This window comes from Paraburkholderia sp. SIMBA_027 (genome assembly GCF_046535315.1).
Taxonomy (GTDB): Bacteria; Pseudomonadota; Gammaproteobacteria; order Burkholderiales; family Burkholderiaceae; genus Paraburkholderia; species Paraburkholderia tropica.
Window position 1 is genome coordinate 468,991 of sequence record NZ_JAWRWY010000002.1, and the last position, 23,777, is coordinate 492,767.

General features: G+C 65.0%; 19 protein-coding genes. 4 read left to right on the forward strand and 15 right to left on the reverse strand.

All coding sequences use genetic code 11. From position 1 onward, the window contains the following. Positions 1–21 precede the first annotated feature (21 nt). From SB764_RS05025 to SB764_RS05070, 10 genes are all read right to left on the reverse strand, one after another. The gene (locus SB764_RS05025; protein WP_065065375.1) at positions 22–1,182 is read right to left on the reverse strand and encodes a glycosyltransferase family 4 protein; all 1,161 of its coding nucleotides are present in this window, start codon (positions 1,180–1,182) and stop codon (positions 22–24) included. A gap of 54 nt (positions 1,183–1,236) precedes the next feature. Then, complete coding sequence (locus tag SB764_RS05030; protein ID WP_176080208.1) at positions 1,237–2,460, reverse strand: glycosyltransferase family 4 protein; 1,224 nt, start codon at positions 2,458–2,460, stop codon at positions 1,237–1,239. Further along, positions 2,457–3,884, reverse strand: coding sequence for a glucose-6-phosphate isomerase (locus SB764_RS05035; RefSeq protein WP_110326989.1), 1,428 nt, complete (start codon positions 3,882–3,884; stop codon positions 2,457–2,459). Before SB764_RS05035 ends, SB764_RS05030 begins: the two co-directional genes overlap by 4 nt. A 140-nt stretch (positions 3,885–4,024) precedes the next feature. Next, positions 4,025–5,182 carry a glycosyltransferase gene (locus SB764_RS05040; RefSeq protein ID WP_074982423.1) on the reverse strand — a complete coding sequence of 386 codons (1,158 nt, stop codon included), beginning with the start codon at positions 5,180–5,182 and terminating at the stop codon, positions 4,025–4,027. A 128-nt stretch (positions 5,183–5,310) separates the two neighbouring features. Next, complete coding sequence (locus tag SB764_RS05045) at positions 5,311–6,237, reverse strand: glycosyltransferase family 2 protein (RefSeq protein ID WP_065065476.1); 927 nt, start codon at positions 6,235–6,237, stop codon at positions 5,311–5,313. Between the two features lie 17 nt (positions 6,238–6,254). Next, positions 6,255–8,483: a polysaccharide biosynthesis tyrosine autokinase gene (locus SB764_RS05050; protein WP_321904337.1), complete on the reverse strand. Its 2,229-nt coding sequence runs from the start codon at positions 8,481–8,483 to the stop codon at positions 6,255–6,257. A gap of 52 nt (positions 8,484–8,535) precedes the next feature. After that, the gene (locus SB764_RS05055) at positions 8,536–9,708 is read right to left on the reverse strand and encodes a polysaccharide biosynthesis/export family protein (RefSeq protein ID WP_065065379.1); all 1,173 of its coding nucleotides are present in this window, start codon (positions 9,706–9,708) and stop codon (positions 8,536–8,538) included. Next, positions 9,705–10,154 (reverse strand): exopolysaccharide biosynthesis protein, encoded by a 450-nt coding sequence (locus SB764_RS05060; protein WP_065065380.1) that lies wholly within the window; start codon positions 10,152–10,154, stop codon positions 9,705–9,707. The genes SB764_RS05055 and SB764_RS05060 overlap by 4 nt, the downstream gene beginning before the upstream one ends. A 43-nt stretch (positions 10,155–10,197) precedes the next feature. After that, positions 10,198–11,616, reverse strand: a complete 1,419-nt coding sequence (locus SB764_RS05065) for a UDP-glucose dehydrogenase family protein (protein WP_110326860.1) — start codon at positions 11,614–11,616, stop codon at positions 10,198–10,200. A 77-nt stretch (positions 11,617–11,693) separates the two neighbouring features. Beyond that, a complete protein-coding gene (locus SB764_RS05070) occupies positions 11,694–13,073 on the reverse strand; it encodes an undecaprenyl-phosphate glucose phosphotransferase (RefSeq protein WP_065065477.1) in 1,380 nt (459 codons plus the stop codon). 504 nt (positions 13,074–13,577) lie between these two features. On the opposite strand from SB764_RS05070, the gene SB764_RS05075 reads away from it, so the two are divergent. Beyond that, the gene (locus SB764_RS05075; protein ID WP_110326858.1) at positions 13,578–15,098 is read left to right on the forward strand and encodes a mannose-1-phosphate guanylyltransferase/mannose-6-phosphate isomerase; all 1,521 of its coding nucleotides are present in this window, start codon (positions 13,578–13,580) and stop codon (positions 15,096–15,098) included. 429 nt (positions 15,099–15,527) lie between these two features. On the opposite strand, the gene SB764_RS05080 is transcribed toward SB764_RS05075, so the two are convergent. Then, a complete protein-coding gene (locus SB764_RS05080) occupies positions 15,528–16,766 on the reverse strand; it encodes a transposase (protein ID WP_065065383.1) in 1,239 nt (412 codons plus the stop codon). 739 nt (positions 16,767–17,505) lie between these two features. Between SB764_RS05080 and SB764_RS05085 the strand changes: the two genes are divergently transcribed. Further along, positions 17,506–18,012, forward strand: a complete 507-nt coding sequence (locus tag SB764_RS05085; RefSeq protein ID WP_321868260.1) for a DUF2501 domain-containing protein — start codon at positions 17,506–17,508, stop codon at positions 18,010–18,012. Positions 18,013–18,213: 201 nt separating this feature from the next. Beyond that, a complete protein-coding gene (locus SB764_RS05090; RefSeq protein ID WP_110326852.1) occupies positions 18,214–18,687 on the forward strand; it encodes a hypothetical protein in 474 nt (157 codons plus the stop codon). Between the two features lie 92 nt (positions 18,688–18,779). Here the strand turns inward: SB764_RS05090 and SB764_RS05095 are convergent, their stop codons facing one another. Further along, the gene (locus SB764_RS05095; protein WP_065065385.1) at positions 18,780–19,403 is read right to left on the reverse strand and encodes a DUF4337 domain-containing protein; all 624 of its coding nucleotides are present in this window, start codon (positions 19,401–19,403) and stop codon (positions 18,780–18,782) included. Positions 19,404–19,735: 332 nt separating this feature from the next. On the opposite strand from SB764_RS05095, the gene SB764_RS05100 reads away from it, so the two are divergent. Then, on the forward strand, positions 19,736–20,908 hold the full coding sequence (locus SB764_RS05100; RefSeq protein WP_410862827.1) for a helix-turn-helix transcriptional regulator: 1,173 nt from the start codon (positions 19,736–19,738) through the stop codon (positions 20,906–20,908). A 119-nt stretch (positions 20,909–21,027) separates the two neighbouring features. Here the strand turns inward: SB764_RS05100 and SB764_RS05105 are convergent, their stop codons facing one another. Genes SB764_RS05105 through SB764_RS05115 form a run of 3 tightly spaced genes read right to left on the reverse strand, consistent with a single transcriptional unit; the run spans position 21,028 to position 23,776 of the window. After that, on the reverse strand, positions 21,028–21,729 hold the full coding sequence (locus tag SB764_RS05105; protein ID WP_065065387.1) for an ABC transporter ATP-binding protein: 702 nt from the start codon (positions 21,727–21,729) through the stop codon (positions 21,028–21,030). Beyond that, entirely contained in the window at positions 21,729–22,499 is a 771-nt protein-coding gene (livG, locus tag SB764_RS05110; protein ID WP_065065388.1) for a high-affinity branched-chain amino acid ABC transporter ATP-binding protein LivG, read from the reverse strand. The genes SB764_RS05105 and livG overlap by 1 nt, the downstream gene beginning before the upstream one ends. Then, a complete protein-coding gene (locus tag SB764_RS05115) occupies positions 22,496–23,776 on the reverse strand; it encodes a high-affinity branched-chain amino acid ABC transporter permease LivM (protein ID WP_074982433.1) in 1,281 nt (426 codons plus the stop codon). Before SB764_RS05115 ends, livG begins: the two co-directional genes overlap by 4 nt. Position 23,777: the final 1 nt, after the last annotated feature.

The window sequence follows — 23,777 nt, forward strand, 5'->3', positions numbered from 1 at the left end:
CGCCTTCGATACGCGTGACGCTCAATGCGCCGCCGCGATCGCCTCGGCGTAGACATCCGCCACGCGCTTTGCGATCACCGCATTGTCGAAATGCTCGCGCGCGTAGGCCTTGCATGCGTGCTCGTCGGGCATCTTGATGCGGCCGGACAGCGCGCCGTCGATACCTTCGGCAATCGCGCCCGCGCCCGTCGAAGGCAGCACGAGATCCTGCGAAAGTCCTGCCACCGCTTCGGGCAGACCGCCGACCGGCGTCACCAGAACAGGCGTGCCTGCGGAAAGCGATTCGACGGTGATGAGGCCGAAGCCTTCGAGCGCGACCGTCGGCACCACGCTCAGCGTCGCGGCGCGATAGAGCGACGGCAGATGCGCGTCGGGCACGAAGCCGAGCAGCTTCACGTTGTCGGTGAGACCCGCTGCATCGATACGCTGCTGCAACTCCGACTCCAGACGGCCACGGCCTGCGATCAGCAACAGCACGTCGGGATGACGCTGCTTCACCTGCTTGATCGCGTCGATCAGATCTTCGAGACCCATGCGGCGCACGAGGCGGCGCACGGCCAGCACGATCGGGCGATTCTGCGGCAGTTGCAGGCGCAAACGCGCTTCGCCTTGCGAGCAGGCCGGATCGAAATGCGCGGTATCCACGCAGCCCGGCACGATACGCACGCGTTCGGGCGAGATCGCGTAACGCTTCGTGAGGATGTCGCCGAACGCTTTCGACAGCACGATCAGACGCGACGAGCGCTCATATACCGACTGCTCCAGCGAATGCTTGATGCGCTGGCTCAGCGATGCCGCGCCTTCGACGAAGCTCTCGTCGGCCCACGGTCCCTGAAAATGCGAGACCTGCGGAATGCCGCGCGTGACGTCGAGGCCGGGGAACGTGTAGAGCGCGAAGTGCGAGGAGATCACGTCCGGGCGTTCGCGGCGCACTTCGCGGCGCAGCGCGCGGCGCGCGTCCATCAGACGGAACGGCAACGCGCGCGCGGCCGAGCCGAAGCCCTGGATCGCGCCGCCGCTGTCCTCGGCCACCTTGGGCGAGCCGGCCACCACGCCGCGCACCTTCACGCCCGCGCCGGGCAGCGCGCCCACGAGCGAGTAATACATGCGGTCGAGGCCGCCCGCACGCTCCGGAAACCAGTGCATGCCGATCTGTAGCGAATGGATGGAATGTTTCGTCATCGCATGTCCTTGTTATGGCCGTCTGTGCCGTTGAATTGGCGTTGAGTCGTTATTTCAGGGAGTATCCGCGCGCTGCAGCGTCTGGCCGCCGGGCAGCGTCGCCGCCGCCGCGAAGGGCCGTTCGCCGCCGCGCACGGCTTCGTTGGCGTCGCCGGCCAGTTGCCGGTAGAGCGCGATGTACTGTGCCGCCATGCGCGCCCAGCCGAAGCTGCACGCGAGTTCCGCCGCGGCTTCGCCCATCGCGAGGCGGCGCGGCGTGTCGTCGTCGAGTTGCTGGATTGCGTTGGCGAGCGCGGCCGCGTCGTCGGGATCTTCGAGCACGATGCCGCATTCGGGCGTGATGATTTCCGCGCCGCCCGCCGTGCGCGCCGTCACCACCGGCAGCCCCGCCGCCATCGCTTCGAGCAGCGAGAGCGACATGGCTTCGTAGCGCGACGGGAACACGTAGGCGTCGACGCTGCGCATCAGCATCGGCATTTCGCGCACGAGGCCGAGAAAATGCACGCGCGACTCGATGCCGAGCTGGCGCGCCATCTCCGGATACGGACTGCCCGGCAGATAACCGGCCACCGCGAGATGCACGTGCTCCGGCAATTGCTTGAGCGCTTCGAGCACGGTGCCGAGGTTCTTGCGCGGCGTGCGCAGATCGCCGACAAACAGCAGCAGGAATTTGTCCACGGGCAGCTTGAAGTGCGAGCGGTCCGCGCTCGCGCCCGAGAAGCCGCGCGTATCGACGCCGTTGTAGATCACGTCGAGTCGCTCGACGGGATCACCGCCGCACGCGCGGATTTCATCGGCGACCTTGCGCGAAACGGCGGCGATCACGCGCGAGCGGCGGTACGCCCAGCGTTCGAGCACCGCGTTCACGCGCGTATAGACGAACTGATACGCCGACCACGCGCCGCGCGTGAGGCCGAACGGGTAGTACTTGCTGCGCGCCCAGCCGCCGTGCACGAAGTGCGCGGTGTTCACGTCGGCATGCGCCCACGTGATGAAGCCGTTGACGTGCAGCACGTCGTAGTCGCGGCGATGGCGGCGTAGCCACCACGCGCTTTTCAGCGCGAACACCTGCTGGCGCAGCAAGTTGGTCGGCCACAGGCGCGAGGGCTGCACGGGCACCCACTTCACCCGCGGATGTTCGAGCAGTTCGGGCGCGACGTGCCGGGCCACCAGCGTGACCTCGAAGCCCTCGTCGAGCGCCGCGCGCGCGATTTCATGGTTGACGCGCCCCTGGCCGTCGTTATGGCGCACTACGTGCGTGACGATTGCGACTCTCAATCGGAGATCTCCGTAACAGGGGTAACAACGGGAGTGGCGCGCGAGGCCTGCCGGTTCATCCGGGTCCAGTGCCCCGCGCTGAGAATGGAAAACACACTGGAAAACAGCAGCAGACCGCCCGTGCCGACCAGCGAGTTCGTGAACACCAGCATCGCGAAGATCGAGATCATCAGGCTCATGCACGCGCACACGTAGCGGTCTTCGGAGAGCCGCAGCGCGATGCGCAGCGCGCGCGCCATCAGCCAGATCACGCCCGACATGTAGAGCAGCGTGCCGGGCCAGCCGAGCACGAACGGAATGTTCATCACGCCGCTGTCGAAGCTGCCGTACTGGCCGAGCTGGCCGTTGCTGCTCGACAGCTTCGTCGATGCGCCGGTCGAGCCGAAGCCTTCGCCCGACACGTCGGTAAAGGCCTTCTTCGCGAAGTCGGCGTAGAACTGGTTGCGCGCTTCGTAGCTCTGATCGTCGCTGAGATTGACGAGCGTGTTCAGGCGCTGCTGCATGCGGTCCGCGACCGGGCCGAAGGTGAGCAACGGCACGCACACGCCCGCGAGCACGAATGCGCTCACGATGATGCGGATGCGCACCTTGTTGCTCGACTTCATCAGCTGGATCACCATCGCGATCGCCCAGCCGCCCCACGTCGATCGCACCAGCGACAGCGCGAACGAAAAGAAGCCGAAGGCCGCCGCGACCCAGCGCACGCGATGCTTCGCGGCCATCACGAGCACCATCGCGCCCATCATCGCGAATGCGAACGGACCCGACGAATTCATCGTGCTGAACACGCGCACGCCGAGCGGCACGGGGTCGCCCTGCGAGTTCATGTCCGAGCCGATCATCCACATCGCGTCCCACGGCGGCATGATGAAGAACTGCACGAGACCGTACGCGCCCATCACGAACATGCCGTAGATGAAGGTGTTGATGATGGTGTCGCGCGCTTCGGGATACTGGCGCGTGAGCACCATGATGTGAAAGCCGATCAGCAGCGGATAGACCCAGTTCGCGAGGTCGTAGACAGCCGCTGCGGGGCCGCTCGCAACCACGCCCACCGCGAACCCATAGGCGATGCCGAGCAGCGCCAGCAGCAGCGGCAAACCGCGTCGTTGCGCGAGGATAGGGTAATAGCGGATCAGCGAAATGCCGCTGATCATGGTGACGGCGAGCGGCGCGACCTGAATCAGGCTCGTGGGCGTGAAGCCGCCTTTGCCGTAGTCGGCGAGACGGCGCACTTCGGGGCTCAGGAACCACAGCCACCACATGAAGCCGATATAGCGCACCGGATTCACGAAATAGAGCCAGAAACCCACGCCGATGGCGAGCACCGGAAACGCGAGCGTGAGCACCGAGCCCTGATGCGCGAGGATCAGCAGCGCGGTGAAGGTCCACAGCGCGATGACGGGCAGCGTGTCGCGGCCCATCGCGCGGCGCAGGCCCGAACGGCGCGCCGGTTCCGCCGGTGCGCGCGCGGACGCGCCAGGCAGGTTCGGCGGAACATTGGGCGGCCGGTTCGGCGGCAGATGCGGCGAGCGCGGCGCCGGATACGAAGGCACACGCATGCTTACATCCCGCGCGGCATCTGGCCGGCCGCATGAGCACTGCTCACCCCATCCGCGCGGCTCGCCGGCGCAACGCGCGGATCGCGCTCGCGCAGCATGTCGCGCGTGAGTTGCGCATGTTGACGGGCGAAGTTCTCGGTCGTCAGGTCGCGCGTCTGCAATTGCTCGCAGGCCTCGCGCGCCTGCGCCAGCGTGCGGGCCGGATCGTCCACGAGCGCGTTCACGGCGTCGCGCAACTGCTGCGTGTTGAAGGGCTCGACGTAATACGCGGCCTTCTCGTCGAAATAATCTTCGAGTGCGCCCACTTTTGTCACGATCATTGGCTTGCCGAGCGCGGCGGCTTCGAGCATCACCGTGATGCCCGAGGCGTGCGTGTTCGGACGCAGCGGCACGACGATGATATCGGCCCACTCATAGAGCGCGTGCTGCTGCTGAAGGCCCGAGACGCGCACGACTTCGACGTTCGGCGCGCGCACTTCGGCGGGAATGCGGCGACGCGTGGCGATACGCACATGGTAGCGCGCGTCGTTGCCGAGCGCGGCGGCGAGCGTGGTCCAGTCGCGGTCGCGATCGTTGCCGATGCCCGCGATACGCACGGGCGTATTCGGCTTCCAGTGCGACGGCGGACGCAGCGGAAAGTCCTGCGTATTGAGGCCGTACAGCACATGGCGCGCGTCGCGGCCGAAGAAGTCGCCGCACAGCGCGGCGTTCTCGCTCGCGAGCGTGGTCAGCAGATCGGCACGCTTGAGCAGACGCTGGTACGCGGCGCGACGCAGCGCGCCGTAACCGGGCCAGCGGTCGAGCAGCCAGACGCTTTGCGCGAGCAGCAGCGGACGCGCGCCGCCCTTCTTCGCATGCATCAGCAGCACGGCGGCCACGGCCAGATGCTCCTGCTCGGTATGCGTCCAGATCACGTCCGCGTCGAGAATCGCGCGGCGATTGCGCCACGCGTGAATCAGATCGAAGCCGAGCGCCGCTTTCAGCGCGCGGCGCGCGAAACGCACCGGCGTGCCTTCGCGCGCGTCTTCGGCGTAATTGAGAGCGAATTCCGCGGATTCCGCGTGATGGTAGCCGTACAGGCAACCGATATTCTCGCCCTTTCGGTAACGGCGCGGATCGGCGCCGTAAAACAGGTGCACGTGGACTTGGGTACCGCTCATTCGAGGTCCTCCGTAAATTCGATTGCAGGCGCGCGGGCGAATCGGCGCTTCGATGCCGATGCCTGTCTGCCGCGCGCCGCGTAGCGCGTTCCGTCTGCGCGTTTAGCGTTCGGTGCGTGTCGTGTCGTTCAGACCGGCGCGCGACGCGCCTCGCGCGCGCCGCCGCGCACGGCGCGCCAGCGCGCGAACGCGACGCCGGGCGAGCCCGCGCGCAGCGCGCTCAGGCCCGTATGCAGCAGCCCAGGATAGACACGCGTGCCGACCAGCGTCCACCACCACCACGCCGTCTCGCGATGCAGCGGCGGCAGATGGCTGCGCAAAATCAGATGGAAATTGAACGCGGCGTTGCGGATCGACGCGAGCGTCTGCGCATTGCGCGGATCCTCGCCCGGACGCGGCGCCGGATAATGGTCGACAGCCACGCGCGGGTCGTAGACGAGCTTCCAGCCCGCGCGCTTCACGCCCATGCTGAACGCCATGTCGTTGTGCGTCTGCGCGCCCGTGCCGCGCAGACGGCGGTCGAAACGCAGTCCGCCGATCGCCGCGCGCCGGTAGCTCATGTTCGCGCCCTTGAGCAGATCGACTTCGCGCGCCTCGCCCACGCCCAGATGATGATTGCCGACGATGCGGCCCGAGCGTTGCACGCGGCCCACCAGCGGGCGCTCGCCGTCGAGCACGCGGCCTTCTTCGTGAACCCAGTCGCGGCCGCCGAGCGCGCCGAGCTTCGCATCGGCCTCGAAATGCGCGGCGATGCGCGCGACCCAGTCGGCGTGCGGCGCGGCGTCGTCGTCGGTGATCGCGATCACGTCGCCCGTGGCCGCTTCGAGACCGCGATTGAGCGCGGCCACCTGACCCGGTTCCTCGACGCTCGCCACGTCGACGTTGAGCACGCGCGGCGTCACATGTTCGGCGAGGCACGCGTGCGTCGCGGCATCGTCGGCGCGCGCCACCACCACGATCTGATCGGGCGCGCGTTCCTGGCGCAACAACGCCGAGAGGCAGCGCGAGAGATCTTCAGGACGCCTGTACGTCGGTACGAGCACGGTCACTTTCATCGCGTGTTCCCCTTTCATCAGGCGCTCAGATATTCCTGCACGGCGCTGTAGCCATAGCCGTAGCTGCCGCGCGCGCGCGCCGGCACGCCGTTGAAGACGCCGCCCGTCACATGCACGCCCGCGGTGCGCAGACGCTTGAGCGTATCGGCGATTTCGCCTTCGGTATGCATGCCCGAACGCAGCACGAGGAAGGTCGATCCCGCGTGACCGCTGATGATCGCGGCATCGGTCACGGCCAGCACCGGCGGCGTATCGACGAGCAGAATGTCGTAGCGCTTCGCGAGGCCGTCGAGATACTGGCCCAGACGCGGCGACATCAGCAGCTCGGACGGATTCGGCGGACGGCGGCCGCACGAGATGAAGTGCAGGTTGTCCACTTCGGTCGCGCGAATCGCTTCGTCGAGCGAGATCTGACCCGAGAGCAGTTCGGAGAAACCGTTGTCCTGCGGGCCGCCGAGATAGCGCTCAAGCGCGCCGCGGCGCATGTCACCGTCGATCATCAGCACGCGCTTGCCCGAATGCGCGAGCAGCACGGCAAGGTTGGCGGTCATGAAGCTCTTGCCGACGCCCGGCACCGAACCCGTGAGCACGACCACGCGATTGCGCGCGTCCATCACGCTGAACTGCAACGAGGTGCGCAGCGAACGCAGGCTTTCGACCGTGAGATCCTTCGGCGCGGCGCTCGCGAGCACTTCGCGCAGACGCGTGCCGCCGCGCACCGGCGCGCGCTTTTCGAGCGCCGTCTGTTCGGCCGAGAGCGGCACGAGACCGTAGACGGGAAGCTGGAACGTGCGTTCGATCACGTCCGGATCGACGATGCCCTTGAACATGTTCCGGCGCATCAGCACGAAGCCGGTGCCGACAATCAGGCCGAGCATCGCGGCCGCCGAAACGATCAGCAGCTTCTTGGGCTTCGACGGCTTGCCCGGACGCATCGCCGGATCGACGATATGCACGTTGCCGCCCGTGCCCACGCGCTGCACCGAGAGTTCCTGAATGCGGTTCAGCAGCAGCACGTAGATGTCTTCCGCCACCTTGGCGTCGCGCTGGAGCTGCACGGCCTTCACTTCGGTCGCGGGCAGATCGCGGAACTTGGTGTCGTACTTGGCGCGCTCGCCCTGCAGTTGCGCGAGCTGCTGGCGCGCCGCGATCAGCACCGGATGCTGGTCGCCGAAACGCTGTTGCAGCGAAGCGATCTGCAATTGCAGCGCGGAAATCTGCTGCTCGTACTGCACGCTGCCATCGAGATAGATCTTCGCTTCGTCGCTGGCGTTGATCGAACCCGACTTGCTTTGATACGCGGTCAGCGCGGCTTCGGCGTTTTCCAGATCGGACTTCAGGCGCGGCTGCTCGCTGCGCAGGAAGTCGAGCATCTTGCTCGCGTCGGCCTGCTTGGTGGCCACGTGCTCGCGCAGATACGACTGCGCCACCGCGTTCGCCACGGCGGCGGCGTGCTCCGGATCGTTGTCTTCGAGCGAGATGTCGATCACGCCCGTCTGCTTGCCCTGCTCCTGCACCTTGATGGCGTTCTGGAAGGCCGTGACGGCGTCCAGGTCGTTCATGCGCACGACCGTGAAGCGCGTGCCGGGACGCGCCTTCAGCGCGCTCACGAGCATCGTCACGCCGCCGCCCTGCACCTGCTGGCCGACCGTGCCTTCGACGAGACGGCCGCCGTCGGGACCGGAAATCACGAAGCGGTTGTCGTCGAGCGCCGTCAACGTGAGCTTCTTGCCTTCGAGTTCGGGCGCGACGTCGATCGAATCGACAGTCGCCACTTCGCCGCCCCATGCGTAGCTCGTCAGACCGAACCACGGACGCGCGGGGTTGCCCGGCGTCGCGAGACGCGCGGCGAGACTGCCGATCACCGGCAGCGTGACCGGCGAGACCGAGTAGTTCAGCTTGAACTGCTGCACCACCGGCTCGAGCACGCTGCGGCTCTGGATCATCTGGATTTCAGCGTCCGTCGGCAGCGAGCCCTGCTGGCCGTTGGTGATGTTGGCGCCCGACTGCGTTTGCGTGAGCGCCTGCGACGTGTAATCGGCCTGCTCCACGCGCACTTGCGTGTCCGCGGTGTAGACCGGTTTGGCCACGTAGCAGTAGAACACGGCGCAGCCGACCACCACGGCCGCGATCGCGATGAGCCAGCCGATGTCGTCGATGATGACGCGCAGCAACTGGCCGAGGACGACGTCCTCTTCCTCTGTGCGGGCCGCCGGGGCCGCCTGACTGTTGGCTTGAATGCTCACGTTTTCGATCCCGTTTTAAATCGTGTTGCGTGGGAGGAAAGACCTCACGCCCTTAGCGCGTGATCTGCTTCAGGTAGAAGACCGTCTGGACCGTTGGCAGGACCTGCTGCAGCAAGCGGTTGAAGGTCGTCGAGGCCGCCGTACCGACGTACACGACATCCATCGGCTTGAGCTGGAATTGCGACGACAGCATGATCGCGTCCGGCTTCGTCATGTCGAGACGATAGATCTCGGGCTGCGTCGGGTTGTCCTTCATGCCGCGCATCACGAAGATCTGGCGCGGATTCGCGTCGGTGTCGAGAATGCCGCCGGCGGACGTGAGCGCGTCGGCGATCGTCAGCTTGCCGCGAATCATGCCGGTCTGGATCGGCGTCTTCACTTCGCCCATCACGAATATGCGGCTATCCGAACGGTCCGGCACGTTGATGATGTCGCCGTCCTGGAGCATCACGTTCTGCGTCGCGTCGCCCGAATCGAGCATGCGGTTCGCGTCGAGCACATAGAGCTTGCCGTTGCGCGTGAGGCGCACGCGGTTGATGTCGGCGTTGTCGGTGGTGCCGCCCGAGCGCGTGATCGCGTCGACGAGCGACAGCGGCACGTCGCTCATGGCGAGCGGGCCCGGCGTCTTCACGTCGCCGGTCACCTGGATTTTCTGGCTGCGGTAGGCGAGCACGCGCACGTCCACCTGCGGATTCTTGATATACGGACCGAGACCCGACGCGAGGCGATCGCGCAACTGGCCCGGCGTCTTGCCCGCCGCCATCACGCGGCCGACGAACGGGAAGTAGATCGTGCCGTCCTTCGCCACGGTCTGACCGTACGGATCGGACTCGCCGGACAGCGCGTTGGTGTACGGCTGCGTGAGCGTCTGCCCCACGGTCTGCGTGGTGTTGCCGCCCTGCGAGAACGTCGAGCCTTGCGGCGTCGAGATTTCCGGGTGGTCGTAGACCGTCACGCCGAGAATGTCCTGCGGCGCGATGTGATACGTGTAATCGGCGGCATTGGCGTACTTCGCGGGCGGCAGATCGACCTGCACGCCCGCGGCGGCCTGGGCCTGCTGCAGGACGAGCTGCGAGGTGATCAGATGCACGTCGTACTGCTGTTGCGGCTGATTGTTCGGCTGCTCTTTCAGGCTCGACGTGTCGAGATAATTGCCCGGTGCGGTCGCGCACGCGGAAACGAAGGCGCTCAACGCCAGCACGGTCATCAGATTGAGTTTCTTCATTGGCATATTCGGCTTAGCCACCCCTTAACCAGACGATCCATCAATTCGAGACTCTCGCGATACGCGGCTTCGTCGAGGCCGTGCGGATCGGAAACGTCCGAGTTCTCCCAATTGCCCAGCGCGAACACCTTCCCGCGCGCGGTCGGCTCGATGCGCTCCACGGCCGCCACCTGGCGGCGCTCCGTGACGAGCACGAGATCGGCGGCGCGCACGAGCTGGCTCGTGAGGCGGCGCGAGCGGTGTTCGCCCACATCCACGCCGCGCTCCGCGAGCAGTCGCTGCATCACCGGATCCATGTCCTCGCCGTCGAGCGCCCGCAGGCCCGCCGAGTGAAACGCGCCTGCATGCGCTTTCGCGTGCTCGCGAAGGCCCGCGCGAAACAGCTGCTCCGCCGCCGGTGAGCGGCAGACGTTCGCGTGGCAGACGATCAATACGTCGTTGAACATGGCCGTATGGCTCCTTGTTGCGGCTTGCAGCGTGTGCCGGCGATCAGGCCGTGACACGCGTCTGCGTGACGGCTTCGGCACGCGCGCGGCTTGCCTGCGTGGCGCTCGCGCGACCCACCGCGTGATACTCGAAACCGAGTTCCTGCAGCGCGGGCGGGTCGTACAGATTGCGGCCGTCGAACACGATCGGCGATTTCAGCTGCGACTTCAGCGTTTCGAAATCGGGCGCCTTGAAAACCTTCCATTCGGTCGCGACCACCAGCGCGTCGGCGCCGTTGGCGGCTTCCATCGCATCCTGCGCATAGCTCAGGCGTTCGAGCTGCTCGGGCGTCTTCGCGAAGTCGAGTTCGATCACGCGCTGCGCTTCCTTGATCGCGACCGGGTCGTACGCGACCACGCGCGCGCCGCGCGCGAGCAATTCGGCGATCAGCGTGCGGCTCGGCGCTTCGCGCATGTCGTCGGTGTTCGGCTTGAAAGCGAGGCCCCAGAGACCGAACGTGCGGCCCGTGAGATCGGAGCCGAAGCGCGTGACGATCTTCTGCGCGAGCACCTGCTTCTGCCCTTCGTTGACGTTCTCGACCGCGCGCAGGATCTGCAGCGGCTCGCCGAAATCTTCAGCGGTGCGCATCAGCGCCTTGACGTCCTTCGGGAAGCACGAGCCGCCGTAACCGCAGCCCGCGTACAGGAAGTCGTAACCGATACGCGGATCGGAACCGATGCCGCGACGCACCGCTTCGATGTCCGCGCCCACGCGATCGGCGAGATTCGCCAGTTCGTTCATGAACGAGATGCGCGTGGCGAGCATGGCGTTGGCCGCGTACTTCGTGAACTCCGCCGAATGCACGTCCATGTAGAGCGTGCGTTCGTGATTGCGGTTGAACGGCGCGTACAGGCGCTTCATGAGTTCGCGCGCGCGTTCGCCGGGCACGTCTTCGTCGCAGCCCAGCACGATGCGGTCGGGGCGCGCGAAGTCTTCCACGGCCGCGCCTTCCTTCAGGAACTCGGGGTTCGAGACCACCGAGAACATGTGGTTTTCGCCGCGCTTGCGCAGCTCGGACGCGATCGCGTCGCGCACCAGCGCGGCCGTGCCGACCGGCACCGTCGACTTGTCGACGATCACCTTGAAGCCCGTCATCGAGCGGCCGATGTTGCGCGCCGCCTGCAGCACATATTGCAGATCCGCAGAGCCGTCTTCGTCGGGCGGCGTGCCGACGGCGATGAACTGCACGTCGCCGTGCGCGACAGCCGCTTCGACATCGGTCGAAAACGTCAGACGGCGCGCGCGACGATTGCGCTCGATGATTTCCTGAAGGCCCGGCTCGTGAATCGGCACGACGCCCTGATTGAGCAGGTCGATCTTGCGCTGGTCCACGTCGAGACAGAACACGTCGTTGCCGATGTCGGCGAGACACGCGCCCGTCACGAGACCCACATAACCGCTGCCAATGATCGTCAGATTCATGCCCACCTCAAATGTAATTGCCTGTTGGTGTTCGCGAGAGCCGCGGCGTCATGAGCACGCCGCGCGCCCGCCGCGCGTCAATATGCGTTCTGTCCTGCGAAGCCTTTCCACATGGTCATGGCGACGATGCGCAGATCGAGCGCGAAGCTCCAGTGCTGCATGTAATGCAGGTCGAAGCGCACGCGGTCGCGCATTTTTTCCACGCGGTCGGTTTCGCCGCGATAGCCGTTGACCTGCGCCCAGCCCGTGATGCCCGGCTTGATGCGATAGCGCGCCATGTAGCCGCGCACGAGGTCCTTGTAGATGTCGTCGTGCGCGAGTGCGTGCGGACGCGGACCGACCACCGACATCTCGCCCTTGAGCACGTTGATGAATTGCGGCAGTTCGTCGAGGCTCGTGCGACGCAGGAACGCGCCCACGCGCGTCACGCGCGGATCGCCGCGGCGCGCCTGCGTGACCTGGCCCGCGACTTCCGCATGCACCTTCATCGAGCGAAACTTGTAGATCTCGAACTCGTTGCCGTCGAGCCCCTTGCGGCGCTGCTTGAAGAACACCGGACCGCGCGAAGTCAGCTTCACCGCGAGGCCGACCACCGCGAACAGCGGCGCGAGCGCGATCAGCACGCAGCCCGCGAACAGGAAGTCGAACACGCGCTTGGGCATCACGCGCAGATCCGTGACCGGCGAGGCCGCGAGATTGATCGCCGGCACGCCGAGCAGATCGACCACCGGCTGGCTGAAGAACGAGAGACTGCGCACGTCCGGAATGAAGCGGATGTTCACGAAGTCGTTGCGCAAGGCCATCGTGATGCGATGAATCGTGCGCTCCTTGGTGATGGGCAGCGCGAGCCACATTTCGCGCACGTCGTGTTCGCGTACGAACTCGATCACCGACTGCAGGTCGCGCGCGACCGGCACGCCGTCGAGGAACGCTTCGCCGTCCGCGTCGCTGTCCTCATCGAACACCAGCGCCGGATGAAAGCCCGCCTCGGGACGGCTCTTCATCTGCTCGACGAGAAAGCGCGCATACCGCGGGCTGCCCACCACGGCCACCGCCTTGTGGTTGTAGCCTTCGCGGCGCAAACCGCGCAGCACCATGTGCACGAGCGCCTTCGAGACGATCAGGAACGCCACCGACGCGACCACCCAGTATGCGAGCCAGATGCGCGAGAGCGAATCGGCACGGTGGACGCTGAAGCTCAGCAGAATGCCCGTGCACTCCACCGCGACCCACGCGGCGCACACACGCGCGAACAGCACGTAGAGCGACTTGCCGCGCCACGACTGGTAGATGCCGAAGGCGGGGAACATCCAGATCGCCAGCACGCAGTTGAACGCCAGCGCCACGCTCTCCGGGTCGGACAGCGGCGCAAGCCTTCCGTGGTGCAAGGCAGCCGCCAGCAGCGCGCCTGCGGCGATGGCGGCAACGTCGATGATTCTCGCTAGAACGCTCAGCATGTCCGGCACCTCGGGTTGAAAAAAATAAACGACAGCCACGCGTTCTGCGCCATAGCGCACTGCGGGCTGCACGACGGGAATCAGGGAATTTCACGCCAGATTACCCCGGCGTTGATGAAACGGATCCGAATAAACCCTAATAAAGCGCGATAAAAATTCCGCGCGCAAGGTACAAAAGTATCTCCAAATGTTTCGTTGCTAACGATAGGGTTTTTGGCGCATTTTTTCGGCAACGATTGCCGGATAGCCACGCCGGACGGGCCGTTGAGGGGTCGAATTCGCGGCAAAATTTGCCGCTCCGCGCGTCTTTTGCGTCGATTTATTTTTCTGTGCAACGCGCATATCGCCTCTTTTTATTCGAATTTTTGTGCGCAGCGATTTATGACGAATAGCCGACTTTTAATTTAATCCGAATATTTTTCATTTTCTTCTTTACGGCGTGATTTCTGTTGATTTTAAGCATGCTACAAATCGCAGAACCGAAACCCCTTTCAGGAGATCGAGATGACGGATACGGGTTCCGCAACGGCAACGGTGCGAGCGGATCAACCGCAGAATGCGGTACGCAGTGCGCTGCAAGTCTGCCCCGTGGTGCTTGCGGGCGGCTCGGGTTCGCGGTTGTGGCCGCTGTCGCGCGAGCAGTACCCGAAGCAGATGATCAACCTCGTCGGCGAACAGTCGCTGCTCGCGAATACCGCGAGCCGCCTCGATGCGCTCGCTGAGCGCGTCACGCTCGCCGACAAGTTGATGATCGTGTGCAACGAGGAGCATCGCTTCACGACCGCCGAGCAGGTGCGCGCGGCCGGCAAGGAAGCGAAGCTGATTCTCGAACCGCTCGCACGCGACACCGCGCCGGCGCTCACCATCGCGGCGCTGTCCGTGGTGGCCGAGCAGCAGGACGGCATTCTCGTCGTGATGCCCGCCGACCATGCGCTAGCCGACCTCGATGCGTTCCAGGCCGCGGTCGCCGACGGCGTGCGCCACGCGGCCAGCGGCCAGATCGTGACGATGGGCATCGTGCCCACGCGCCCCGAAACGGGCTACGGCTACATTCACGTGGGCGAGCCGGTCGCAAGCGGCGAAGAGCAAGGCGCGCGACGCCTGAACGGTTTCGTCGAAAAGCCCTATTTCGAACTGGCGCAGCAGTACGTCTCGTCGCAGCGCTACTGGTGGAACAGCGGCATCTTCATCGTGCGCGCGAGCACCTGGCTCAAGGCCATTCGCCACTTCCACCCCGCGATTCACGAAGCGTGCACGGCGGCCGTCGAGCACGGCAAGTCCGATGGCGACTTCTTCCGCGTGGACCGCGAAGCCTTCGAGCGTTCGCCGGCGAATTCGATCGACTACGCGGTGATGGAGCCGCTCTCGGGCGATCCGAGCGTGGCGAGCGGCGTGGTCGTGCCGCTCACGGCGGGCTGGACCGATCTCGGTTCGTGGGACACCGTCTGGCAAGTCTCCGACAAGGACGACGCGGGCAACGTGGCGCAAGGCGAAGTGATGTTCGAAGGCGCCAACGACACGTTCGCGCATTCGGACGGCCGCCTGATCGCGTGTCTGGGCACCGAGAATCTGGTGGTGATCGAAACCGCCGACGCTGTGCTCGTGGCCGACCGTTCGCGCGCGCAGGACGTGAAGAAGATCGTCCAGCGCCTGAAGACGCAACGCCGCAGCGAAGCCGTGGCGCATCGTCTCGTGCATCGTCCGTGGGGTCATTACGACAGCGTCGACAGCGGCGAACGCTTCCAGGTGAAGCGCATCGTCGTCGAGCCGGGCGCGCGTCTGTCACTGCAGATGCACCATCATCGCGCCGAACATTGGGTCGTCGTGCGCGGCACGGCGCTCGTCACGCGCGGCGAGGAACGTTTTATCGTTTCGGAGAACGAATCGGCGTACATTCCGCTCGGCGTATCGCATCGACTTGAGAATCCGGGCAAGATGCCGCTCGAAATCATCGAGGTGCAGTCGGGCTCCTACCTCGGCGAAGACGACATCGTGCGTCTCGAAGACGTGTACGGACGCCAGTGATGCTCATGCATGGCCGGTGCTGCTGAAGCACCGGCCACGCGGCATGCGGTCAGGACAGCGACAGCAGCAACAGAAGTGACAGAAGCAACAGCGGCAGCAACGAGGACGGGGCGTCGGCAACAACCGAACGCCCTGCCATGGCGGAGACACGACGAAGCGCTGTAGCAGCCCAACGAACGGAATCACGAACGGTCGTGCTGCTACGGCGTTTTGCCAAAGACGGTGATGCGAGACATGTACGCAACGCAGTGTGCTACGACACGCGCGACGCATTCAATTGCGGCGTCGATGACTGAGTTGATAACAGCGTCGATTGCAGCGGCGAATACAACGGCGATGACAGCGGTGAAGCCAGGCGAACGCGCGGATCGCTCCGCGGTGGCGGCTGGCGCGCGGTCGAACGCGCGCCGGCGCCTGTCTGACACGGTACTAGCCCAGATGCGTGCGGTAACGCGAGACGTGCACGCGGCGCTCGGCGCTGGAATCGCAGGGATCGACGCTCGCACGCAAGGGCGTGCTCGCGGTGAAACGCTGCATGGGCGCCAGCCGCACACTGCCGGCCGCGCTGCGCGTGATCACGCCATTCGTGCTTCGCGTCGTGCTCAGCGCCGTGGTTTGCGCGCCCGCTTCGCTAGCCGCTTCCGATGCGACGCTGCTGCCCGGTTCAGCCGCGGACGTGGCCGCCTCCGGTTCGATTTCGCCTTCGCGCTCGACCCATTGACGGGCCCAGTCGAATGCGAAATTGCGCGCGCTATCGGCGTCTTCGAACGGCGGCCCGATCAACCCCGAACGTTCGAGACGCTTGCCATCCTTGAGGATTTCCACGGCCGCGCGGTACATATTGTTGCGCGACGTTTCCACGCTCAGGTGCATGGCGTAGCCGTCCCATTCCACGATCTGCGTGGCTTCGACGATGGCGTTGGTCCAGAGCGGACCGGCGTCGACGTCGAGACCCTCTTCGAAGCGGGCTTCGACGGGCATGGCAGCCTGGTTAGCTGTCCGAACGGCGCTCTGCGCGAGCGGCATGCTCACGCGCGTGGCCGTGGCGCTCGAGTCTGCCTGGGGCGGCACGAGGCCCGCGCCAGGCACGCGCGGACGCGTTGGCGCAGGCTGCGCCGCACGCGCCTGCTGGCTGCGTGTTGTGGTGTGCGTCTGCGCACTCGTGATCGCTTCGTCCAGACGCGCGAGCTGGCGCGTCATGCTCTCGATCGGATTGGCCAGCGGCGTCTCGGCGATCGAAGCCGGCGCCTGCCAGGCCTCGGGGCTCTTCCAGTAAACGGCCGGCAGGCCGTCGTCCTCGACAGCTTCCTCGACCGCAACGGCCACGGCCTGAACGGCCTGGGCCTCCTGCACGACCGGCTGGGCCGGCACGGGCTCGGGCACATAGACGAAGTTACGCCCGCGCTGCGCAAGCAGTGCGACCAGTTCGCCCAGCGTGCCGGTCACGTGCCATTCCTCGAAACGGCGGCGGCATGTCGGTCCGGACGGATAACGCGCGGGCAGCCGCGACCAGGACTCACCTGTCGTGAGAATCCACAATACGGCGTTGGCGACCACACGCGGCTCGGCGCGGGGGCGGCCGCGCCGGTTGAGCCGAATAGGCGGTTCATCGGATACGAGCGAGGACACCAACATCCACTCGTCGTCGCTCAGTTCATCGAAATTCATGCTTTTCTCCACGCAGCCGGACCGGGGCTGCAGTGACTGAGACGTCGCTCGCGAATCTTTGCTGTTCGCGTTGACGTGCTCGGTTGCACCATATGTTTATATGTCATGTCCGTTTGCGTCACCGACTGCACGAAGGCAGTGCGCGTGTTCACGGTATTGACGCAAAGAACGTGGTCTCACTCGTGCAAGGGAGAATTTGTGCAGGAAGCATACCACCTGAAACCAGCCGATGAGGAGGCCCGTAATAAGTGTTACGGTTAGAAACAAAGTATCGCTTTGTGCGGCAAATTGCAGCCTTACCGCTCGCTAAAAACGCCCTGTTTTTCTGCCATCGCACGCAATTTAGCGCCTCATCCGCGCATCGCGTGGCAGCCCCGTCGACCGGATTCTTTCACGACTCGCTTCGTGTGCCAATGCATTAATTCGAATTGAATCGAATTCAATGAATTCGAATTAAATCGAATCGAATTGCATCATCACCCGCTTTTCTCTTTTCGATGTTGTGCCCGCAACAAATGACATGGCGATGAAACCGCCGCGCTTGATGGGTTGCACCTGCGCACATCATGCCGCACAGATTGAAACACGGCACCCATCACCCTGATGCGAACGCGGTGACATGCATCCGGATGCAATCCGGAAGCAATTCGACGCGCCGGAATCATGCGGCCACGCTCGAAAAGCCGCGAAACGAATCCGTCTATAGTACGAAGGCCACGAACATCATGGAGAACTGGGTATGCAAACATCAGCACCGCGCAACGCCGGCTCGCACCGGCCGCTTCGACTGCATCGACTGCATCGACTGCTGATACCCGCCGGCGTGGCCGTCGCCGCGCTGCTCGCGCCGTGGGGCGCCGCCCAGGCGCAGCTCGGCAATCTGCTCAACCAGGGCGGCAACAGCGGTTCGACTTCGGGCGCGCTCGGCAACCTCGGCGGCCTCGGCAGTTCCCTCTCGGGATCGTCGGTCACCTCGGGCAGTCTCGGCAACGTCACGGGTGTGCTGCAATACTGCATCAAGAACAATTACCTGAATGCCGACGCCGCGAGCAACGTCAAAGACTCGCTGCTCAGCAAACTGCCCGGCGGCGCATCCACCAGCGATAGCGGCTATCAGCAGGGCAGCAACGGCATTCTCACGACAAGCAGCGGTCAGAAGCTCGACCTGTCCGGCGGCGGCCTCAAGGACGCCGCCACGAAGCAGGTTTGCGACAAGATCCTGAGTCAGGCCAAGTCGATGCTCTGATCGACGCTCGTACGCCGGACGGCCGCGCTCATGTGCACGCACGACGCGGCCGCCTGCGCCGCAGGACCTTCTTTGCAAGAATGTGCGGCGCGGCGCAGAAGTGCGCAATTAGTATGCCGCGACGGTTTGAAACGCTTGAACACCGGCCCGGTTTGGGTGTCGAATGAGTTGTACGGTTTTCAAGCGTCCTGAGCTCATGCCATGAATCCGCGCCTCGCCCGCCTCGCCCCTTTGCTGTCGTGGTTCGCCTTCGTCTGCGCCTTATGCGCGGGGCTGGCCGCACTGCTGGTTCCGCTTTCCGTCAAAGCGCAGCCGCAGGACGAGCATTTCGACTGCAAGTCGAATCCCCACGCATTTATTGCATCGCTGATTGAAGAAAAGTCGATCGAAGCGCAGCCCAGCCGCGTGGAAGCCAATTCGGTGAATGCGTTCCGACCCGTGCACGGCAGCCGTTTGAGCGCGTTCGGCTTTCCGGTTTATGTCGTGATCGGTTATGCGCAGGACGATGATTTATTCCGCCGCGGCGCCGGAAAGGAAATCCCTGCGCCGCTCTATGGCGTCGTAGTGTCGGCGCCGGCGGAATCGGTACGCACGCGACTACGCGAAGCCGATAGCGACGCCACCGTGCATTCGGTCGTGCCGCTACTGCTCACTGCCATCGTGTGTGGCGGTTGAATAACAATCTTTCTTGCGTGAAAGGAATGCACGCGAAACGGCCGGGCCAAACCGCGCGGCTCGCGCGCGTTTTGGCATTGAGCTCAATTCAATCAGCCTGAAAAGAACGCCAGCGCGCCGAGCACCACGCCCACCGCGCCCACGCCGAGCGAGCCGCGCAGCAGCCATTTGCTGCGCGTGAGCAGCGTAATCGCCGTCAACGCGATGGAAATCTGAATCAGCGTGGTGGCCTGCGCCCAGCGATGATGGCCGTGCAGGAGTTTCTCGCTGCGCACATCGTCTTCTTCGACCTGCTTTTCCAGCGCCTCGGCTTTCGCGCGAATCGGTTCCTTTTGCTGACGATAACGATCCGCGTCAGCGGCGAAACGACGCTGCGCATCGCCCGCATTCGGCGCGAGCGCGGACAGCGACGCGCCGAGTTCAGCGAGATTCTGCTTTTCGCCCTTCGCCTGGTAATACGCCCATTGATTCGCCGCTTCGGTTTTGTGAATCGCCGCTTCGTTCTTGTAATAGAGCGCGAGGTTTTCGCTGTTGCCGCTCTGATACGCGAGAATCGCGCCGATCGAGGCGAGAATTGCGGTCATGACCGCCATGCGGCTCGGGAACGGATCGCGGCCGCCTTCGCCGTGGCTTTCGTGGCCGCCGTGCCCATGACCGGCGGCCGCATGCTCGACCGCGTGATCGTGCGGTCCATGCACTTCATACTCTTCAGACATCCAACGACTCTCCGGTGTGACTGGCTGCATGTTTTTCTGACGCGCTTGCGCGCGCCGGAGGCTCAATTATCGTGAGCGCGCGGCCGTTGTCCAGTATTCGAAATGCATGTCGATACAAGAAAGAGAAACGCATCATTTCGAAAGCTATTCGCAAGATCAATCGTCTATCAATAGACGATGCGTTTAGCATGCTGCGGCGCATTCATTATGTACGCCGTTTGCTAACGAAGCTGGCGCGTTGCGTTGAGGCATTTTTTTCCGCGCCGCCACATCCTTATCACGCTCTGGATTGCGTTGGGCGCAGCGGCCTCGCCGCGCGCCCGGAGCACGCCATGCCGGCAGACGACGCAGCCGATTCGCTCGGCAGCCTGATCGACGCGATCTACGACGCGGGGCTCGACGCGCGCCGCTGGCCGGCCCTGCTTGCGCGCCTCGCCCGGCGTATCGGCGCGACGTACGTGAACCTGAGCGTGCTCGCGCCGGACGAGGCGCTGTCGCTCGCCGACTGGAGCGGTATCGAAAGCGGCTTTGCCCGCCGTTACGCGCAGCATTACGGCGCGCTCGATCCGCTCGTGCCGCAGGTGCGCCGCTGGCCGGCGGGCACGCTCGTGACGGACACGATGATCCGTCCGCAAACCGCGCATGCCAGCAGCGAATTCGTGCAGGACTGGGTACGCCCGCAGCGCATTCACACGGTCGCGTTCGCCAGCGTGATGCGCGAGGACGGCGTGACGGCCGTGCTCGGCGCGCTGCGTCATACGCCGCGTTTCTACGCCGACGATGAACTCGACGTACTGCGCGCGCTGCTGCCGCATCTGCGCAACGCCATCCGCGTGCAACGTCGCGTGACGCAGAGCCTGCAGAGCACGTCACACCCGCCAGCCGATCCGCTCGCGGCGCTCGACGCCTTCGATGCGCTCGACAGCCTCGCGCAATGCGTGCTGATCGCCGACCGCGACGCGCACGTGGTATTCGCCAACCGTGCGGCGAGCGCGCTGCTCGCGCAGGCGCGCGGCCTGCGCGAAGAACGCCAGGGGCTATGCGCGCCGACGCTCAACGCCACGCAGCGCTTGCGCGCGATGATCGCGCGCGCGTCGTCCAGCGAGTCGGGCACACGCGCGGGCGGCGCGATGCTGATTGAACGCGCGGCGCACGACGCGCCGCTGCAGGTGCTGGTCGCGCCGCTGGGTACGCATCGTGTCATCGAGGGCGCCGTGGCCGTCTCGCGGCGCGGCACGGCCATGCTGGTGATAACCGATCCGCAGGCCGCGCGGCGCGGCGTGGAGCAGCGTCTGATCGCCCTGTTCGGACTCACGCCCGCCGAGGCGCGCGTGGCAGGCGAAGTCGGCAAAGGTCATGAGCCGCGTGACATCGCCGCGACCTTGCAGATCATGCCGTCGACCGTGCGCACGCATCTGCATCACGTCTTTGCGAAAACGGCCACGCGCCGTCAGGGCGATCTCATGCGTCTGCTCGAACAGATCGCGCTGACGCGCGGCGATTGAATAGCGCGATCGACCCTAAAAAAAGCGGCGTAAAAATGAAACCGGCCCGCGCAATCGCCGCTCGAAAGCAGCACATTGCGCGGGCCGTGATACGGCGAAATCGACTCGAATCCGCGTGATCAACCGCCCAGATAAGCGCGCTTGATATCGTCGTTGGCGAGCAGGTTGTCGGCGCTGTCCGCCAGCACGACGCGGCCCGTTTCGAGCACGTAGCCGCGATCGGCCACATGCAGCGCCTTGTTCGCGTTCTGCTCGACGAGGAACACCGTCACGCCTTCCTCGCGAATCGCGCGGATGATGTCGAAGATCTGCGCGATCACGAGCGGCGCGAGGCCGAGCGTGGGTTCGTCGAGCAGCAGCAGACGCGGCTTGCTCATCAGCGCGCGGCCGATCGCGAGCATCTGCTGCTCGCCGCCCGACATCGTGCCCGCACGCTGCTTCGCACGCTGATTCAGGCGCGGAAACAGCTTGAAGACGTGCTCGATGCCCGCTTCGATCTCGTGCTGCGAGGCGAAAAAACCGCCCATTTGCAGGTTTTCGAGCACCGTGAGGCTCGGAAACACGCGACGGCCTTCCGGCGAAATCGCCATGCCCTTGCGCATGATTTCATGCGTGGGCAGACGCGTGATGTCCTCGCCTTCGAACGTCACGCGGCCCGACGAGGCGCGCGGCGTGCCGCACACGGTCATCATCAGCGTGGTCTTGCCGGCGCCGTTGCTGCCGATCAGCGTGACGATCTCGCCCTTGTTCACTTCGATCGACACGCCCGCCAGCGCTTCCACCGCGCCATAGTGGGTATGGACCTGTTCCAGCTTCAGCATCAGTCCTCTCCGAGATACGCCTTGATCACGCGCGGGTCGTTGCGCACTTCATCGGGTTTGCCGATCATGATCGGTTTGCCGTGCTCCATCACCAGAATGCGATCCGACACGCCCATCACGAGGCTCATGTCGTGTTCGATCAGGAGTACGGAGATTCCGAACTCATTGCGCAAGCCGTCGACCATCTGCTGCAGCTCGATCTTTTCCTGCGGATTGAGACCGGCAGCCGGTTCATCGAGCATCAGCAGACGCGGATCGGTAATCATGCAGCGCGCGATTTCGAGGCGTCGCTGATGACCGTACGAGAGCGTGCCCGCTTCGCGATTGGCCACGTTTTTCAGGCCCACGCGATCGAGCCAGTACGCGGCGCGTTCGAGCGCGGCGCGTTCGGCGCGACGATAGCCGGGCGTGGCGAACAGGCCGCTCAGCATGTTGCGGTTGACCTTCAGGTGCTGCGCGACCATCAGGTTTTCGAGCACCGTCAACTGCTTGAAGAGGCGAATGTTCTGGAACGTGCGCACGAGGCCGCGGCGCGCCACCATGTGGCTCGGCTGGCCCGTGATCGCGTGGCCGTCGAGCACGATGTCGCCCGCGGTGGGCTTGTAGAAGCCGCCCACGCAGTTGAACACCGTGGTCTTGCCCGCGCCGTTCGGCCCGATGATGGCGAACACTTCGTTCGGACGCACATCGAAGTCGATGCCGTCGACGGCCAGCAGACCGCCGAAGCGCATCTGCAAGCCCGCTACTTTCAACAGGTTTTGTGCGCTCATTGCGGCAACTCCACATGCGGACGGCTGGCAGGCAACAGACCCTGCGGACGCCACATCATCATCAGCACCATCACCAGACCGAAAATCAGCATGCGATATTCGGCGAAGCCGCGCGCCACTTCCGGCAGCGCCGTCAGCAGGATCGCCGCGAGCACCACGCCGAGCTGCGAGCCCATTCCGCCCAGCACGACCACGGCGAGAATCAGCGCCGACTCGATGAAGGTGAACGACTCGGGCGTGACGAGGCCCTGGCGCGCCGCGAAGAACGCGCCCGCGAGACCCGCGAACGACGCACCCAGCGTGAACGCCGAGAGCTTGATGCGCGTGGGATTCAGACCGAGCGAGCGGCACGCGATTTCATCTTCGCGCAGCGCTTCCCAGGCGCGGCCCATCGGCATGCGCAGCAGGCGGCTCGTGACGAACAGCGTGAACGCGACCAGCACCAGCGCGAGCAGGTACAGGAAGATCACCATGTGCTCGCCGCTGTACTCGATACCGATCAGATCGTTGAAGGTCTTCGCGCCATCGACGCTCGCGTGGCGCGCGAGTTCGAAACCGAACACGGTGGGCTTCGGAATCCCCGAGATGCCGTCCGGGCCGCCCGTGATGCTCGTGAGGTTGTTGAGCAGCAGGCGGATGATTTCGCCGAAACCGAGCGTGACGATCGCGAGATAGTCGCCGCGCAGACGCAGCACCGGAAAGCCCAGCACGAAACCGAACGTGGCCGAGGCCAGCGCCGCGAGCGGCAGGCATTCCCAGAACGTGAAGCCGAAGTACTGGTTGAGCAGCGCGTACGTATAGCCGCCCACCGCGTAAAAGCCCACGTAACCGAGGTCGAGCAGACCCGCGAAACCCACCACGATATTCAGGCCGAGGCCGAGGATCACGTAGATGAGCGCGAGCGTCGCGACGTCGATCGAGCCGCGCGAGCCCATGAACGGGAACAGCGCGCCGAACGCGAGCAGCACCCAGATCGCCACGCGCTGCTGACGCGCGCCGAGCGCGGGCGCCGAGGGCAGCTTCAGGCCGCTCGTCGCGCGCTGGAACAGCGGCTTGACGAGCTGGAACACGAACACCACGGCGGCGGCGATCCACACCGGACGCCAGTGTTGCTGCAGCACGACCTGATAGCCGTCGAGCGTCAGTTGCAGGCCGAGAATCGGCGCGGTCAGGATGATGGTCGCGACGGCGGCGGCGAACGCGCCCTTCACCGTCTGCGCCGACGACTGGCCGTGCGCGCGAGTGTCGGCCGCGCGAACCGGAACAGATTGGCTCATA

Excerpts from the sequence above, each read along its gene's own strand:
- SB764_RS05025 (WP_065065375.1), bottom strand. The coding sequence starts at position 1,182 with ATGACGAAACATTCCATCCATTCGCTACAGATCGGCATGCACTGGTTT.
- SB764_RS05035 (WP_110326989.1), bottom strand. The coding sequence starts at position 3,884 with ATGGGCCGCGACACGCTGCCCGTCATCGCGCTGTGGACCTTCACCGCG.
- SB764_RS05040 (WP_074982423.1), bottom strand. The coding sequence starts at position 5,182 with ATGAGCGGTACCCAAGTCCACGTGCACCTGTTTTACGGCGCCGATCCG.
- SB764_RS05045 (WP_065065476.1), bottom strand. The coding sequence starts at position 6,237 with ATGAAAGTGACCGTGCTCGTACCGACGTACAGGCGTCCTGAAGATCTC.
- SB764_RS05055 (WP_065065379.1), bottom strand. The coding sequence starts at position 9,708 with ATGAAGAAACTCAATCTGATGACCGTGCTGGCGTTGAGCGCCTTCGTT.
- SB764_RS05060 (WP_065065380.1), bottom strand. The coding sequence starts at position 10,154 with ATGTTCAACGACGTATTGATCGTCTGCCACGCGAACGTCTGCCGCTCA.
- SB764_RS05065 (WP_110326860.1), bottom strand. The coding sequence starts at position 11,616 with ATGAATCTGACGATCATTGGCAGCGGTTATGTGGGTCTCGTGACGGGC.
- SB764_RS05070 (WP_065065477.1), bottom strand. The coding sequence starts at position 13,073 with ATGCTGAGCGTTCTAGCGAGAATCATCGACGTTGCCGCCATCGCCGCA.
- SB764_RS05075 (WP_110326858.1), top strand. The coding sequence starts at position 13,578 with ATGACGGATACGGGTTCCGCAACGGCAACGGTGCGAGCGGATCAACCG.
- SB764_RS05080 (WP_065065383.1), bottom strand. The coding sequence starts at position 16,766 with ATGAATTTCGATGAACTGAGCGACGACGAGTGGATGTTGGTGTCCTCG.
- SB764_RS05085 (WP_321868260.1), top strand. The coding sequence starts at position 17,506 with ATGCAAACATCAGCACCGCGCAACGCCGGCTCGCACCGGCCGCTTCGA.
- SB764_RS05090 (WP_110326852.1), top strand. The coding sequence starts at position 18,214 with ATGAATCCGCGCCTCGCCCGCCTCGCCCCTTTGCTGTCGTGGTTCGCC.
- SB764_RS05095 (WP_065065385.1), bottom strand. The coding sequence starts at position 19,403 with ATGTCTGAAGAGTATGAAGTGCATGGACCGCACGATCACGCGGTCGAG.
- SB764_RS05100 (WP_410862827.1), top strand. The coding sequence starts at position 19,736 with ATGCCGGCAGACGACGCAGCCGATTCGCTCGGCAGCCTGATCGACGCG.
- SB764_RS05105 (WP_065065387.1), bottom strand. The coding sequence starts at position 21,729 with ATGCTGAAGCTGGAACAGGTCCATACCCACTATGGCGCGGTGGAAGCG.
- livG (WP_065065388.1), bottom strand. The coding sequence starts at position 22,499 with ATGAGCGCACAAAACCTGTTGAAAGTAGCGGGCTTGCAGATGCGCTTC.
- SB764_RS05115 (WP_074982433.1), bottom strand. The coding sequence starts at position 23,776 with ATGAGCCAATCTGTTCCGGTTCGCGCGGCCGACACTCGCGCGCACGGC.